Raw genomic sequence first — 16,994 nt, 5'->3', positions numbered from 1 at the left:
TGCAAAATCAACTATTCGTACAAAAGCTTAAGCTGACCGAATGTGCCGAAACTTTTCTAAATTACGCTGACAAATCCAACTCATGCAGCAAATAGTTCCCTTTAAAAGTACAGATGATGCCCTGGTTATATTAGACAATGGCGGACATTTTTTTAATCTAGCTACCAAGGCAAATGATGGCATCGTTACAAAAGCAGAGCTTGGTAAAGTAGCGGGCGTATATGCCGACAAGCAACAGATGTCGGTTTTTTTATCCATGTCGGTACTAGACTTAACTCCAGTTGCCCGCGAACAGGTGCTTTACTCACTTTCGCCCGAATTAAAGACGGCGTTTGAACAATATTATCCGATATTTCTTACCCCTGCACAAGCAGCGACCCAAGCCGAAGTATCGTCCAGTGCCGTAATGACCGGCGTTCCCAGGCGCATTGATGCTAAAAGTGAATTTAAAGGATTTATTATGATTCCCATATTTGCCGGAAGTGTAATGACCATGTCAATGATACCGATCATTGACCGCTATGATGTTTACGAAATTTATGATGAACAAACATCAGATACATTTTTTGTGGCCCATACCCATGGCAAAGAAAAGCTTCCGGAAACCAAACTGCAACTTGGCGGCGTTATCAAAGAATTTAAACCGAACAAAGCTGACGGTGCAGGTTATGTAAAGTTTTTAGAAGCGTTTTATTACCGTGAGCTTTAACCTTAGGTCAGTGCAGGGGTAGCTATAAGCTGCTTCAGTCCGTTGGCTTAATCAAGAGAAGAAATTCCCAAAGTTTACGCTAAGCAATAATTACCCAAAATAAAACGGATTCAACATTGCCCTTAACAAGATTTAAGTAAGTTATTGGCTTGCCTTTTAAATTCAGTGGTATGCCAATAAAAAACCTTAAATTTCAATCATCAAATAAGCTCACTTTAGCCTGTGCCACTCCTCTGTTTTAAGGATTTAATACATCCTTTTCGCCAAAAAGCGCCTGAAAAACAGTTCCTTCACCAAGCTTACTTCTAACAGTAATTTCTCCGCCCTGCGACTCTATTTGTGCTTTGATCAAAAACAAACCAACGCCTCTGGCGCTCAGAGAGGGATGAAAAGTAGCATACAGGTTAAATAGCTTTGCACCGTTCTGATTAAGGTTAATGCCCAATCCGTTATCACGACACTCCAGCACTGTTTGACCGGTATCATTCAAAAAAGATTTCAGTTCTATATTTAGAACCCTCGCCGGATTACGGTAGCGAATGGCGTTAGACAGTAAATGTTTAAGAACACTATCCAGATACAAGGTAGAAAAGCGAACTTCCGGTACCGCAAAAGACAACGATATTTGCGCATTAGCCTGACTGATTGCTAACGACAGCCCATCCAATACCTTTGCTGCTACACTTTCAAAGTTAACTACTTCTTCAACTACACTGGTATGCTGAGCCTCTATAACTTCAGCCAAGTCGTCCAAGGTTTTTGTTAGCGTGCCCGTAACCTGCTTGCTTTTTAATATAACTTCTTTGTTGTCTTCATCTAAATTATCCACTTCGGCTAAATCAGCTAGAGCAGCCAAATTACTGGTATGATTGCGAATGTTATGTGATAATACATAGCTGAATTTTTTCAACTGTTCGGATTTTTCTTGTGTTGATTTTAGCAACCGGCTTAATTCCAATTCGTGCTTTTTGTATTGGTCGATATCGGTTAGTGTTCCCCGAATTTTAACAACCTCCCCTTGTTGATTAAACACAGGCTCTCCAATATGTCGAACCCACAAGCTATTATTGTTTGTAGTTATGGCGAGTGTTTCTATATCCCACTTGGTTCCTGTTTTAATAGCGTCTAATGCGGCCTTTTCTAAAAGACCGCGGAACGGATCCGGGTAGTAAGACAATGGATGGTATTGATAAATGTCGAAATCGGCCGGAATCTCTAAAATCTCATAAACGGTTTTAGATAAGCTGTACTTACGTGTTACAAGATCATATTCCCATCCGCCCACTCGGGCAATCCGACCCGCTTCCGATAACAAAAACTCGCTATCAGACAAACGCTCTTCTGTTCTTTTTCGCTTACCGATTTCCCGTTTTAATTCTCTGACCGATCGGAGTCCTAGCAGTGCAGGAAATGAACGGCTTAACGCGTAAGCTGCAATGATGGAAACGATGGCAGTAGCGAGGCGCAACAATGCACTTAACCGGTAGGCTGGCCACCAAAATATAACCGCATCTATCAAATGCGTTAAACCGCACAGAAGCACAAACGCCAAAAAAAGGTAAATCACGCCGTTAAAAGCTACATCTTTTCGCTTGATCATGATACGCAATAACAGAACCGGGATGGTAAAATAAGCTAGCCAGATCGCAACATCTGATAGGATATACAACCAGCCATGAAAATCTGTCCAGTTACCACAATGCCATCGAGCCGGAAAATCGCCAGTATCAAAAAGCTTACTGAAAAAATCTGCAATTGGACGATTTGTGTCGGAGGCAGAATTTAATGTATGGTTACAACCAGAACCACATAAAGGGGTATGCGCTTTGTCGACATTATGAGCACGAGAAACGGGGATATCTAGCATAAGCATCTGCAAATTAACTTCACCGGTAACTTAAAATATCTCTCATTTCTAGCCCACAGCATATTTTGAAACGGTTGAAGTGTTTTCGTAGCAGGCAATTATACTTGAGAAATTCAGCAAATGTTACGCAGAATTATCGTTTACTCCTTGTTGGGGTAAGAAAAATTGAAGTGCACGCTTTTTCGGCCCCGGATGATACACTTCAATTTTAAATTTAGCGCGGCCTTACACAGTTGAGCCTTTGACTAAACTTCGGTTTTAATGCCCTACAGAACTGGTTCCATGTGTTTATCTAGACAAGATTATTTAAATTACTACTAACTGGCGAATTGCCTTACATGGCTGATAGCTGATTTTTATTATTGCATGATTGGAAAACTATAAAGCAGGAAACCTTAAATACTTCGCTTCGCTACTATTTGCACCGGGGCTTAGTAGGTATGCAATTCATTTTATTACACTGAGATAACGCTTCGCTTGGACGGAGCGAGAAGAAGGTTGCTAAATTTGTATTGATGAGGTTTAAAGCCTTGTTTGGCAAGCTGGACTATTTCCGGCTTGCCAATTGACCATATCTTACAATCAACGTGAAAAAAGAAAATATAGCTTATTCCATATTAGAACTGGCACTTGTTCCGCAAGGAAGCACAATTAAACAAACGCTGAATAATTCGCTGGCTTTAGCCAAAGAAGCAGAATCTTTAGGTTACAAACGCTATTGGTTTGCAGAGCATCACAATTCTGCTTATATCGGCAGCAATGCGCCATCATTGCTTATTGGCTATGTGGCAGATAATACGCATAGTATAAGGGTTGGCTCGGGCGGTATAATGCTTCCTAACCACTCGCCGTTGGTAGTAGCAGAACAATTTGGCACCCTGGCTCACTTATATCCCGGCCGCATTGATTTGGGTTTGGGCAGGGCACCTGGCACTGATATGGATACGGCCCAGGCTATCCGGTCAGATTTTATGCGGGCGGCACAGTCTTTTCCGCAAGAAGTTAATAAAATTGAAAACTACTTTTCTGTAGCAAATCAAAGTTCTAAAGTGAGGGCAGCCATTGCCGAAGGCACAAACGTGCCCTTATACATATTAGGATCCAGTACAGACAGTGCGCATTTATCAGCATCCAAGGGGTTACCTTATGCGTTTGCCAGCCACTTTGCAACTACTCATTTATTAGAGGCTTTAAAAATCTATCGAAAGGAATTTCAGCCGTCAGAATCTTTGAATCAGCCGTATACTATGGCCGGTATAAATGTATTTGTTGCCGATACCGATGAAGAAGCCGAAAGATTATTTACCACCTTAATTAGAATGTTTGTAGGCGTGTTAACCGGAAATACACAGGCCCTGCACCCGCCTACCGACATGACTGACGATTTGAGAGACATTTTAAAACATCCTTCTGTACACCAGATGCTCAAATACTCGTTTGTTGGTAGTAAGCAAAAGGTTAAGGCACAGGTAAAAACATTTTTAAAAGAGACACAACTGAACGAGCTCATCGTAGTATCCACTACCTACGCTATTGAAGACCGCATCAAATCCATCAAATTGTTTGCTGAAGTTATGAGTGAGATTAATAACGAATTTGATGATAGTGAATAATTTTTTAACGAAGCCGAGAAAGTGACACTGGCGCTAAATTGTAAACAGCTTGTTAGAAAAGCTACACTTTGCAACATTTGATTAAGCCAACTGTATATGTATCATGACAACATCAACAGATAAACCGGTATGGTTCATTACCGGTTGTTCCACTGGCTTTGGCAGGGAATTAGTAAAACTGGTATTGCAAAGAGGCTGGAATGCAGTCATCACCGCACGTGATAAAGATAAGGTAAAAGATTTGGCCGAGGGTTTTGCAGAAAGCACCTTAGTTTTACCTTTGGATGTAACCGACACTGCCCAGGTCCAATCTGCGGTAGCCGAAGCGCAAAGCCGGTTTGGAAAGATTGATGTACTGGTAAACAACGCCGGTTACGGTTATTTTACCAGCATCGAAGAAGGCGAAGAAGATAAAATCCGGCAGCAGTTTGAAACTAATTTTTTTGGCTTGGTGCGTCTGATTCAGGAAGTGTTGCCGGGCATGCGCAGCCGGCGTAGCGGTACTATTGTTAACTTCTCCTCCATTGGTGGTTTAAGAAGTTTTACTTCAACCGGCTACTACCATGCTACTAAGTTTGCCTTAGAAGGCTTGTCCGAGTCTTTACAACAGGAAGTGGCCCCATTGGGTATCAAAGTGCTTATTGTAGAACCCGGTCCTTTCCGTACCGATTGGGCAGGCCGTTCCAGAATAGATACGCCTACCCAGTTTGACGATTATAAAGATACCGTTGGCAAACGCATGGAGACCAGCCTTTCGGGTAGCGGCAAGCAAAAAGGCGATCCCATTAGAGGTTGTGAGGCGATAATTACGGCAGTAGAAAATGGCACACCACACCTGCGTTTACTGCTAGGTAAAATAGCATATGATATGGCTGTGGAAAAACTTGATATGCTGCAAAAGAATTTTACCGACTGGAAAGAACTTTCTTTAGGTGCGGATTATCCGGACAATGAGGGATAATTAATGCTAAAAGCTATAAAAGCCACTTGAACAAGTGGCTTTTATAGCTTTTATAATCGGTACGAGATTCGCTGTATTTTAATAACAGATTATATCACTACCGGTAATAGTAAATGCCGTTAACCATAGCTACGCCGCAGGTAGTTTCAAAAGCATTGCGTACACTTTCGGGTGTGCGGGTCCCCCATATATTCCACATCAACCCTTGTGAATTGCGGATAGACCATGCCTGTGCAGCATTAGCATCCAGCCAAGCGCCGTAGTTGCCTGCCGTGCCGGTATTCTTTACAAAAAGGCAAGCCCAACGTGCAAAAATACTTTTCATACCTTGGGTGTCGGCAACGTCGTTTTCGTCTTTCAAAATTCCGCCAGATGAATTGCACATGCTGCTGCGCGCATAATCCATTGCTTTTGAACCCATAGCCAGGTAATTAACCGACGGATAATCGGCCCGCAGCAAATCACACGCACCTATAAAAGTTCCTTGTGTGTAAGACAGTGCCCCTTCGGTAATGGTGCCCGCCTTGTTAATGGCACCTTTTACCTCACCTGTATTGGCATCATAAAGTTTGGTAACCATCCAATCCATAATTTGCTTGGCTTTAGTTTTGTAAGTGGCATCACCGGTTGCTTGGTATAGCAGCATGGCACATATAACTGCCGGTGCGTTTACACAGGTGTTTTTGGTTTGATTATCGGTAGTCCACCACAAACCGCCACCTAACGATTGCGTATCCCAGGCACGGTTCCACATCATGTTAAAATTATTTTTGGCCATATCCAACATACCACCGTCATTGGTAATTTTATAAGCTCTAACGCACATCAACGAACCCCATACCACATCGTCATTAAATTTATTATTTGTCCAAAGCAAACCGTAGCCATCCCTAACACCATTGTACAGATAAGAGATTTTATTTTTTAGGTCGGCACTGGGGTTAATATTATAAGCGTCTATAAGCATTTCGATAGCTTCCTGCTGGGTCCAAAAATCCATCCGGCCGGTATGGTTATCATCTTTCCAGTAGTAAGCTTTATAAGATGGCCCGTATGTGCCGTACTGGTTGTAAAAATGATTGTTGTAAACCTGCATGGCCAGTAAAGCTTCAGCTTTAGTAGGTAAAGCTGGAGTTGCCAGTGTAGAAAATTTATTCGTAGCAGCCGTTGTACCAGATATTGCTGTACTACTGTCCATCTGATCTTTTTTACACCCGGTGAACACTGTGCCGAGTGCTAAAGCAGTAATAGCTAATAGCTTTTTGCAGCCATGTAACTGCGTAGCGAACAATTTAGATTGCCCAAAAAAAATTGTGTTTTCGTTTCTCATAATTTTAAGTCAGTAAATTGGTTAAAAAGGTTTTTTGCCTGAGGGGGCTTTTGTTGTCTGATAGTCAGACGGTGTTATTGGTTGTATTGTGTAACAAACAAATTTGCTAAAAGGTTATAGCAGTTGCAAAAAAATAACTTATAATAATTGAATTTATTTAATTGCAATTTGAGAAGCTAAAAAGTCAGGGGCGTTTGGACCGAATGCTTATCATTAAAAGCCGAACAAAACGAGCTTTTATGAGAAGAGATGCAAGCATATAATTTCTGTGGATGACCTTTATGGTATATTCTTAAATGATCATAAAAAAAGGGCTTACTGGTGTAAGCCCTTTCGTTTTTCATTATCTAGCTAAGTGGAATTAAATTAAAATCTATCTAGGTTCATCACTTTATTCCAAACAGATATAAAATCATTCAAAAATTTCTGCTCGCCATCGGCACTTGCATAAACTTCTGCAACAGCCCGCAGTTCGGCATGCGAACCGAAAACCAGGTCGGCACGGGTAGCAGTCCATTTGGGTTCACCTGTAGTACGGTCACTGCCTTCATAAATTTCCCGGTCTGCTGATGCTGCTTTCCAGGCGGTGCGCATATCAAGCAGGTTCACAAAAAAATCAGTGGTTAACTGCCCAGGGCGTGAGGTAAATACACCATGAGTTGAGCCATCATAGTTAATGTTAATAGCCTTTAAGCCGCCCATTAGCACAGTAAGTTCTGGTGCAGTGAGCGTCAATAAATGCGCTTTATCCACTAAAAGTTCTTCGGTTGATACCCGAAGCCCTGCTTTGCGATAGTTACGGAAACCGTCAGCTAACGGCTCCAGATAGCCAAATGATTCCACATCAGTTTGCTCTTGCGAAGCATCCATACGGCCAGGATTAAACGGCACTTGAATAGTATGTCCGGCAACAGCAGCAGCTTGTTCAACAGCAGCGTTACCTGCCAATACTATCAAATCGGCCAACGACACTTTTTTGCCGTCAACTTGCGCACCGTTAAACTCGTTTTGAATACCTTCCAGCACTCCTAACACTTTCTGCAGTTGTACCGGGTTGTTTACACGCCAGTAACGCTGAGGGGCCAAATGAATACGTGCACCATTGGCTCCGCCACGCTTGTCTGAACCACGAAATGTAGATGCTGAAGCCCAAGCTGTTGAAACCAGCTCGGAGATACTTAAACCTGAATTTAAAATATTGGCTTTTAAAGTAGCAATATCACTTTCATCTATCAAATTATGATTGACAGCAGGAATGATGTCTTGCCATAATAATTCTTCCTGCGGAATTTCCGGGCCAAGATAACGGTTGCGTGGCCCCATATCACGGTGTGTTAGTTTAAACCAGGCACGGGCAAAGGCATCTGAAAATGCTTCATGGTCTTCCAGAAAGCGTCTGGATATTTTTTCATAAGCTGGGTCAAAACGCAACGCCAAATCCGTGGTTAACATGGTAGGGCGATGTTTTTTAGTGCCATCAAATGCGTCAGGAATAATTGCTTCAGCATTTTTAGCAACCCACTGGTGAGCACCGCCCGGACTGGTGGTCAATTCCCACTCAAAACCAAACAGGTTTTCAAAAAAGTTATTGCTCCATTGCGTTGGAGTTGTGGTCCAGGTAACTTCCAAACCGCTGGTGATGGTATCAGCACCTCTACCCGATCCAAAACTGTTGTTCCAGCCAAAACCTTGAGATTCCATATCCGCAGCTTCCGGCTCTTTACCTACGTGGTCTGACGATGCTGCGCCATGTGTTTTGCCAAAGCTGTGCCCGCCGGCAATCAGTGCAACGGTTTCCTCATCATTCATAGCCATCCGGCCAAAAGTATCACGGATGTCTTTAGCAGCCATTATTGGATCAGGATTACCGTCAGGGCCTTCGGGATTTACGTAGATTAAGCCCATTTGTACCGCTGCAAGCGGTTTTTCCAAGTTACGGCTGTGAATTTTGCCGTCTGCATCATCATCCGATACCAGTACGCCTCCGCCGGGTACGCCTTCCGATCCATCTGCATAACGAACATCGCCACCCAACCAGGTTCTTTCCGAGCCCCAATAAACCGACTCGTCTGCTTCCCAAGCATCCTCACGGCCACCGGCAAACCCAAAAGTATTAAAGCCCATGGATTCTAAGGCAACGTTACCGGTTAAAATAATTAAATCGGCCCATGAAATTTTACGTCCGTACTTTTGTTTAATAGGCCACAGTAATCTGCGGGCTTTATCCAAACTTACATTATCCGGCCAGCTGTTCAATGGCGCAAAACGCTGTAAGCCAGCACCGCCACCGCCCCTACCGTCGGTTACCCGGTAAGTACCTGCACTATGCCATGCCATACGGACAAATAAACCGCCATAATGACCAAAATCTGCCGGCCACCAATCCTGCGAGTCGGTCATCAATGCGTGAAGATCTTGCTTAACAGCTTCTAAATCGAGTGTTTTAAAAGCTTCTGAATAATTAAAGTCTTTATCCATAGGATCAGACAAAGACGAATTTTGTCTGAGAATATTTAATTTTAGCTGGTTGGGCCACCAATCGTTATTACGGGTACCACCGCCGGCTGTGTTGTGTTTCATGGTGCCATTATGAAATGGGCACTTGCTGATGTCATTTGAATTTGTATCCATCGTTGAAAGTTTAAATGATTTAAGGAAACCGAAGTTAAATCAGGTTTTACAGCGGTAAAAGTAAAGCAAGAAATTGCGCCTTGCCAATCATTTAATTCTATGCGGAATAGCTAAAGCCTATTTTATGGCTACATAATTGCAACCTTGCTATTGAGTTCAATTGCCATGGCTAAATGTATTATCCGTTAGTTAAAAATTAATACATCTACTCATCAAGCATGGCAAACTAATTATCATTTTTATAGTATTCATATGATATCGTATGAATACTATAAAAATCACATCCGTTGTACTTGGCATAATATTGCTTATTGCCGGCATAATTTTAATTATTCTAAAACCAGATGTTAAAATAGCTTACCCTATTTCATTGATTGGGATTGGTGGGTATTTATTTGCTGTCGGATTATCATCTTTATTACTAGGCCGAATGTTCCCTAGCAATCCATCAACGGCATCAACCCCCAAAAATGTATTTGCGAAACGGCTGCAAATTTTTGTGTATGGCCTTACTGGTCTGGTACTTTTGATTACCATCATCCTTTGTTTCACTTTACTATAATGACATTAATCTGAAACACGTGTTTCAAATTAATGTACCTTTGCATTGTCATGGCCAGAAATGTAGAGTTTAATGAAACGGCAGCAATTCAAAAAGCAATGGAAGTTTTTTGGAAAAAAGGCTATAACGGTACATCCATGCGTGACCTGACTGATGCTATGCAGATTAACAGCAGCAGTTTGTATAATACTATTGGCGATAAGCAGGAATTATTTGTTCGTTGTGTACAGTATTACACCGATTTGCGGAAGCACGACTGGGAAAAACGCCTTGCCAGCAGTAGTTCTCCTTTTTCGATACTGGTAGATTATATTCACGAAGCGGTGAACATAATTATTAATGGTGAGGACAGCTGTATGGCGGTAAAAAGCGCTTTTGAAGTAGCTACAAATGACCAACGTATTAAGGATATTTTGAAAGCCGACAGTGACCGGGCTTATCAATTTTTGTACAACCTGATTCAGAATGCAATGAAACAGGGCGAAATTCGTGCTGATGAAGACCCGGCTTTACTGGCCGATTATTTTAATAGCACCTGGACGGGTTGGTACGAATCCTACATTCTGCACAAGGATCCCATTAAAATAAAGCGCATGGCGCAGTACTTTATTAAACAATTATCAAGATAAATTTTTTTTACCCATTCTGAAACATTTGTTTCAGAATAAATCACAACATCATGGAAACAACAGATCTTAAAGGAAAAAAAGCTTTGGTAACCGGTGGCACAAAAGGTATAGGCAAAGCTATTGCAGATGAATTAGCCCGGGCAGGCGCACAAGTTATTGTTAGTGCCAGAACGCAACCCGAAGAAAGTGCCCATCATTTTATTGCAGCTGATTTAACCAGTCCATCAGACGTAGCGCAACTGACAAAAGAAATTAAAGACAACTTTGGCGGCATTGACATTCTCATTAACAACGTAGGCGGCCTAACCACGCCGGGTGGCGGGTTCAGCACACTGACGGATGCGCATTGGGAACAAGAGTTACAGCTCAATCTTCTATCTGCAATCCGTTTAGACAAAGCACTTTTGCCGCAAATGATTGAGCAAGAAAATGGCGTTATCATCCATATTTCTTCCGTTGCCGCCAAACAGGCATTATGGAATTTAAACCTGGCATATGCAGTTTCGAAAGCGGCCTTAAATAGTTATAGCAAGGCGCTGGCAACTGAACTGGCCGACAAAGGTGTGCGCGTGTTGACGGTAGCACCGGGTGCGACCAAGACCCCGCCTATGGAAAAATTTATCAATGATTACGCGGCGTCAGCTGGCATTACGGCAGAAGAAGGCATGAAACAACTGATGGTACAAACCGGAGGCATCCCTATGGGCCGCATGGCTGAACCCGAAGAGGTGGCATCTCTTGTGCACTTCCTCGTTTCTCCGTCCGCAGCTTACCTAACCGGAACAATTTACGCTATTGACGGCGGCTCATTACCAGTTGTAAGTTAAAATTAAGAAGAGGAAAGCTGTAAAAGGCTTTCCTCTTCTTATATTACATTTTTTTAAAATATTTAATAAGAAAGCGTGTGTGACACGTAAAGCTATAACATTACTCACTTTACATATACCAGATTATGGCATTGGAGTATTTACTCTAAATAGAAACGTAAAATATCATTGTAACTAACCAATCTGCATTCCGCTTAATACGAACTTAATGCTTACGCTGATTAAACTGCCGTTCGGCTGTAAAAAGCATTTTGCTGTTATGCAGATAATTAAAAGTTATTCCGGCTAGTAATATCATCGCCGCATAATGCTTAAGCAGCGGCTTTAGATATCTTAACGCATAAGAAAGTTGATTTTCAACCGTCCGTTTGGAAACAGACAACTTAAGGGCAATTTCATCATTGGTTAAATGGTTTACCCTGCTTAACAAAAATATTTCCTTACACCGGGCAGGTAACTTATTCAATAGCAGTTCTAAGTCATTTTCATGAAACACAGCCTCTCCAACGTTATATTCAACTGCTGTGCTTTCAAACTTCTCATAATCGTCAATGTAAGTCAGGCGCAAGGATTTATTAGCCTTGATATAATTATATACACGATAACGTGCAGCCGCAGTGAGATAATTTTTAACGTTTATGATATTGAGCACATCTCTCTTTTCCCAGATATTGATAAATATATCATTCACAATACTTATGCAGGCTTCGGTGTCTTGCAAATACAAGAAAGCTTTTTTGTAAATTAATGCCCAATATCGTTCATACAACAGATTGAAAGCTTTTCTATCATTAAGCTTAACTGCTGCAAACAACTCGTCATCTAGGGGCAGAAATTGGTTCATTTAAACGGAATTTAAATGTAACTTTTTATATCATTAACAACAACTTTTTTATTTCAGTTATTAATTTAATTGCAAATTGTGGAGCAATAAATATTTACTAAAAAAAATAAAAAAAGTATGTGAGTTTGCCCTGAATTGGTTGTCTATATAAGTACCAGTTATATTTATGACCTTCCAGGAACTCAAAGAATTGTACGAACGCTGTACGGCAGGAAACTGCACACCCGAAGAGCAAAAACTATTCGAAGAATATTGCGACGGCTTCGATTTATCGGATATTCCTTGGGCACCCCAATTTGGCGACCGTGATGCAATAGAAAAAAAGCTGCGGGAAGATTTACAGAACAGACTGCGTGACAACAAAGTAAAACCCATTAAAAGATTTTACTGGGGCGTAGCAGCAGCAATTATAGTATTAGTAGGAGGAGTTTTAGTTTCTATCAATTACCTAAGCGTAAATAAGGATGCCACTCATCATCTAGCAGCGGGAAAAAACATTATTAATCATGGTATAGATAAAGCCATTCTAATTTTATCGGATGGCAGACAAATAGCACTGGACAACTCCCAAAAAGGAACTTTATTTTCACAGAACCATATACTGGTAGATAAAGATGAAGCTGCCAGTGTAACTTATAAAAAAGACGGCACTAAAAGTTTTGGTGCAGCAAAGATATTTAATACGATGGTAACGCCACGGGGCGGCAAGTATGAACTTGTATTATCAGATGGAACCAAAGTTTGGCTAAATGCAGCTTCCTCTATTCGTTATCCGGTTTATTTTTCCGGAAACGAGCGCATAGTGGAATTATCTGGTGAAGCTTACTTTGAAGTGGCACATAACAAAGCCAAGCCCTTTAAAGTGTTAAGTAAGGGGCAAGTAGTGCAAGTTCTGGGTACACATTTCAATATCAATGCTTATGCTGATGAAGACGCTATAAGAACTACTTTACTTAGTGGAAGCGTAAAAGTTTTTGGTAGCGTTTCATCATCTGCTTCTCAAAAAAATGGCTTAGTTATTAAACCGGATGAACAGGCCACGTTTAAAAATAACCAATTATCTAAATCGGTGGTAGATGCCGACGATGTCATTGCCTGGAAAAACGGATTCATTGTATTTAAAAATGCGGATATCAAAAGCGTTATGCGCCAGATAGCCCGATGGTATGATGTGGAAGTAACGTACCAGGGGCAACCATCAGATGACACCTATAGCGGAGAGATATCCAGAAATGCAGATTTAGACGAAGTAATTAAAGCTTTGAAATTAAACGACATCAATTTAAAAGTGAGTCAACGAACTATTATCGTTTCGCTATAAAAAGTGTTTAGCATGTGCTTTTAAAAATGATGCTACTTATTAAACCAACCAATTAAAAACCAAAACCCACAAATTATGATGAATAAAAAACAGACCTTTTAACCTCAATTGAAATCTTGGCCAACAAAAATGCCGGATGTGCGCCAACACAACCGGCGGAATCTGCTTGCGCAGTGTTTTGGCTTAAAGATCTCAGAAAAACCTTCGCGTTCACTAATTATCTAACCAAAACCTAACGAAACTATGAAATTTTATTTACGTGGTAGAATTTTCTATGTACATCTTTCTATATATCGAAGATCGTTTTTGCTAATGAAATTAATTATTCTGTTAACAATAGTTTTTGCCCTGCAGGCCAAGGCTGGTGTATACGCACAGAAAATAACCTTATCCGAGAATGCAGCATCGCTAGACAGGCTGTTCAAAGCGATCAAAAAACAAAGTGGGTACACTTTTTTTTATAAAAACAAACTTTTAAAAAACAGCCATCCGGTATCTATAAATGTAAAAGATGCTGATATAAAAGATGTACTCGATCTGTGCTTGAAAGGACAATTATTATCCTATGAGTTTGCCGGCAAAATAATTGTGATAAAAAGCATACCTACCGTTAAACCCATATCCAATTTTCACACCGCACCACCCAATATTACTATCAAAGGGGTGGTTGTTGATGAAACCGGTGAGCCGTTGCCTGGTGCAACCGTAAAAATTAAAGGAACCACTAAAGGCGGTATAACTAACGAAAAAGGAGAATTTACCATCGGTGATGTACCTGATGATGCTATTTTGGTTATCTCTTTTAGCGGCTATAAGGCAAGAGAAGTTGCTGCAAGGGATGATTTGCATCGGATTCAATTATCGCGCACAGACGCCTTAAGCGATGTTGTAATTGTAGGTTATGGCACGCAAAGAAGAGAACGTGTTACCGGCGCTATTGCGGCTGTTGGTACCAGAGAACTGCAACAAAGCCCGGTAGCAAATTTAAGTAATGCATTGGCTGGCCGCTTGCCAGGCCTATTAACGGTGCAAAATAGCGGGGAGCCCGGAGCCGACGGCTCAAACCTTAATATCCGGGGTTTTGGTACCACTAATAACGCTGCGCCGCTGATTTTGGTGGATGGTATACAGCGTGATTTTAGCGGACTAGACCCTAATGAAGTTGAAAACGTAAGTATCCTTAAAGATGCGGCTTCCACAGCGATATACGGTATTCAAGGTGCTAACGGCGTAATTTTAGTAACCACCAGGCGGGGCAAGAATGCAGCAGCCAGTATTTCAGTAACGGCACAAAACGGATGGCAATCGCCTACTGCCCTACCAAAGTATGTTGACTCCTATACCGGGCGAAAACTTTTTAAAGAAGGTTTAATAAATGACGGCCGGTTTTCAGATACCAGTGCATACACTGACGTGATGCTGAACAAATACAGGGACCGCACCAACCCGGCATACGAGTACCTATACCCTAATGTAGACTGGACCAAAGCTATGTTAAAACGTTTTTCTTACTTATCACAAGCAAACTTAAACGTTTCGGGTGGCGGCGATAAAGCAAAATATTTTATATCATTATCGTACTTGCAACAAAACGGGTTATATAATTATGAGAATACAATAAGCCAGTATGATATACAAGCAGTAACCAGAAAGTATAACTTCAGATCTAACATTGATTTAGCGCTTACCAAAAGGCTGTCAATGGAGTTAAACCTGGGTGCTATTGTGTTCGACCGGAATTATCCCGGCGTTAACGCATCCCAAATATTTAACGATATAAAACAAACGCCGGCCTGGTATTATCCTATTACAAACCCCGACGGATCGCCCAGCGGCGCACCAAATACTAACCCATCACCTTATGTAGATTTAACGCAGTCGGGTTATCAAAGAAACTTTCAGACTCAGCTCCAATCAACTGCAGGGTTTAAATGGGATTGGGGTTGGCTAACCAAGGGCTTAAGTACACGTGTGCGGCTTTCTTTTGACAATGATAACTACAGAAATGTATCCCGGCCTTTATCTTATAGTACTTACCAGTACCAGTTAAACCCAGGGGTTGACGATACCGTACAAGATTTAATTGCCAATGGGCATTATCTTACCTTAAACAATGGCAACGGTACGCTCGATTACAGGGTAGCTGCAAATGGCAGCCGCCGTACCGTGTTAGAAGCCTACATTAATTACGATAGGGATTTTGGCAAAAATTCGGTAAAGGCAATGGCCATCTATAATCAAACAAATTTTTTTAATAATGTAGACGGTGGTGTAGGCAACGCTAAAAATGGATTGCCTTACAAATACCAAGGCTACTTAGGACGCTTGGCTTATGCTTATGACGACAGATACCTGGCCGAGTTTAACTTTGGTTATAACGGATCGGAAAACTTTGCTAAAGGACACCGGTTCGGATTTTTCCCGGCAGTATCGGCAGGCTGGCTGCTTTCTAACGAACACTTTATTAAAGATAACCCGTCGCTAAGCTTTATTGACCAGTTAAAGTTCAGGGGTTCATACGGTATTGTGGGTAATGATAAGATTGCGCCGGACCCTAACAACCCATTAAGATTTTTGTATTTGAGCACCTGGGTAACAGGAGATGGTTATACGTTTGGTTTAAACAACAATGGCAACAGCTATACCGGCTATCTGGAAGGACAAGCAGGTAATACGCTTATTACTTGGGAAAAAGCCCGTAAGCTAAATCTGGGGTTTGACTTGAGTTTTTGGCGCGGGGGCTTATCGCTAACAGCAGATATATTCAGAGAACGCCGAACCAATATATTGGCAACTTCTCAGCTAATTCCAGGCTTCATCGGCCTGCCACAGATACCTACCGTAAATGCTGGTATCACAGAAAACAAAGGTTATGAGATATCGCTAACCCACCGACATGATTTTAGCAGAAAACAAGGCTATGGTATAACCATCAATTATTCTTATGCACGTAACAAAATATTGTTTTTTGCACAACCAGATTATCCCGGACGTGAATGGCAGGCACTAAAAGGCACCAGCATTAACGAAATATACGGATACACGGCTGTGGGCTTATTTAAAAGTCAGGAAGATATTGATAACAGCCCTTCCCAGTCAAGTTTCGGGGTTATCAAACCAGGTGATATCAAATATAAAGACCTAAATGGAGATGGCTCTATAACCAGCCTTGATGCGGGATATCTGCCCGATAAAATAGCCAATCCAAAATCGCAGTTTGGCGTTTCATTAAGCTATCACTATAGCAGTTTTGATTTAAGCGTATTGTTTCAGGGCAGCCTGGGTGGCTCTACGTTGCTGTCAGGATCGGGTGTGTTTACCTTCTCAAGATTTGCCAGCTCATTGGTGCAGGTAGTGGATAATCATTGGGTGCCATCAAATCCCGACGGAAACTACATGTTCCCGCGAATTTCAGCCAGCGACAACGTAAATAACCAACAAGCTTCTACTTTTTGGATATACTCATCAGATTACCTACGATTAAAAACGGTAGAATTAGGCTATTCGTTGCCACAACAATTGTTAAAGAAAATAGGTGTTAACAATGCTCGCTTTTTTGTAAATGGTATCAATCTGCTGACGTGGAGCAAGCTGAAAGACTTCAATTTTGATCCTGAAATAAGCAGCAATGGTACCGGTACCTATCCGCAGCAAAAAGTGATAAATGCCGGCTTAAGATTCACCTTCTAAATTGACTGAT

12 protein-coding genes are annotated in these 16,994 nt (G+C 41.5%); 8 read left to right on the top strand and 4 right to left on the bottom strand.

What is annotated here, in order from left to right; genetic code table 11:
- The first annotated feature begins 82 nt into the window (after positions 1-82).
- Positions 83-709 (top strand): hypothetical protein, encoded by a 627-nt coding sequence (locus tag GPM24_RS22150; RefSeq protein ID WP_199269773.1) that lies wholly within the window; start codon positions 83-85, stop codon positions 707-709.
- Positions 710-947: 238 nt separating this feature from the next.
- On the opposite strand, the gene GPM24_RS15285 is transcribed toward GPM24_RS22150, so the two are convergent.
- Positions 948-2,576 carry a sensor histidine kinase gene (locus GPM24_RS15285; protein ID WP_158827722.1) on the bottom strand — a complete coding sequence of 543 codons (1,629 nt, stop codon included), beginning with the start codon at positions 2,574-2,576 and terminating at the stop codon, positions 948-950.
- 587 nt (positions 2,577-3,163) lie between these two features.
- On the opposite strand from GPM24_RS15285, the gene GPM24_RS15280 reads away from it, so the two are divergent.
- Together GPM24_RS15280 and GPM24_RS15275 are read left to right on the top strand one after the other, a co-directional pair.
- Positions 3,164-4,189 carry an LLM class flavin-dependent oxidoreductase gene (locus tag GPM24_RS15280; protein WP_158827720.1) on the top strand — a complete coding sequence of 342 codons (1,026 nt, stop codon included), beginning with the start codon at positions 3,164-3,166 and terminating at the stop codon, positions 4,187-4,189.
- Positions 4,190-4,292: 103 nt separating this feature from the next.
- A complete protein-coding gene (locus GPM24_RS15275) occupies positions 4,293-5,150 on the top strand; it encodes an oxidoreductase (RefSeq protein ID WP_158827718.1) in 858 nt (285 codons plus the stop codon).
- Positions 5,151-5,247: 97 nt separating this feature from the next.
- Here GPM24_RS15275 and GPM24_RS15270 read toward each other — a convergent pair whose 3' ends face one another.
- Positions 5,248-6,480, bottom strand: a complete 1,233-nt coding sequence (locus tag GPM24_RS15270) for a glycoside hydrolase family 76 protein (RefSeq protein WP_199269772.1) — start codon at positions 6,478-6,480, stop codon at positions 5,248-5,250.
- Between the two features lie 366 nt (positions 6,481-6,846).
- A complete protein-coding gene (katG, locus tag GPM24_RS15265; RefSeq protein ID WP_158827716.1) occupies positions 6,847-9,111 on the bottom strand; it encodes a catalase/peroxidase HPI in 2,265 nt (754 codons plus the stop codon).
- Between the two features lie 262 nt (positions 9,112-9,373).
- On the opposite strand from katG, the gene GPM24_RS15260 reads away from it, so the two are divergent.
- The 3 genes from GPM24_RS15260 to GPM24_RS15250 are packed head-to-tail and all read left to right on the top strand — an operon-like array spanning position 9,374 to position 11,129.
- Complete coding sequence (locus tag GPM24_RS15260) at positions 9,374-9,673, top strand: hypothetical protein (protein ID WP_158827714.1); 300 nt, start codon at positions 9,374-9,376, stop codon at positions 9,671-9,673.
- Between the two features lie 50 nt (positions 9,674-9,723).
- The gene (locus tag GPM24_RS15255; protein ID WP_158827712.1) at positions 9,724-10,302 is read left to right on the top strand and encodes a TetR/AcrR family transcriptional regulator; all 579 of its coding nucleotides are present in this window, start codon (positions 9,724-9,726) and stop codon (positions 10,300-10,302) included.
- A gap of 50 nt (positions 10,303-10,352) precedes the next feature.
- The gene (locus GPM24_RS15250) at positions 10,353-11,129 is read left to right on the top strand and encodes an SDR family oxidoreductase (protein ID WP_158827711.1); all 777 of its coding nucleotides are present in this window, start codon (positions 10,353-10,355) and stop codon (positions 11,127-11,129) included.
- Between the two features lie 205 nt (positions 11,130-11,334).
- Here GPM24_RS15250 and GPM24_RS15245 read toward each other — a convergent pair whose 3' ends face one another.
- Positions 11,335-11,973 (bottom strand): sigma-70 family RNA polymerase sigma factor, encoded by a 639-nt coding sequence (locus tag GPM24_RS15245; RefSeq protein ID WP_158827710.1) that lies wholly within the window; start codon positions 11,971-11,973, stop codon positions 11,335-11,337.
- 166 nt (positions 11,974-12,139) lie between these two features.
- Here GPM24_RS15245 and GPM24_RS15240 point away from each other — a divergent pair, with 166 nt between their 5' ends.
- A complete protein-coding gene (locus tag GPM24_RS15240; protein ID WP_158827709.1) occupies positions 12,140-13,294 on the top strand; it encodes a FecR family protein in 1,155 nt (384 codons plus the stop codon).
- Between the two features lie 312 nt (positions 13,295-13,606).
- Positions 13,607-16,984 (top strand): TonB-dependent receptor, encoded by a 3,378-nt coding sequence (locus tag GPM24_RS15235; protein ID WP_158827708.1) that lies wholly within the window; start codon positions 13,607-13,609, stop codon positions 16,982-16,984.
- Positions 16,985-16,994 lie beyond the last annotated feature (10 nt).

It is taken from the genome of Mucilaginibacter lacusdianchii (assembly GCF_009770985.1).
GTDB lineage: Bacteria > Bacteroidota > Bacteroidia > Sphingobacteriales > Sphingobacteriaceae > Mucilaginibacter > Mucilaginibacter lacusdianchii.
The sequence above is the reverse complement of the archived record's forward strand: the minus strand, read 5'-3'. Positions and strand labels throughout refer to the sequence as shown.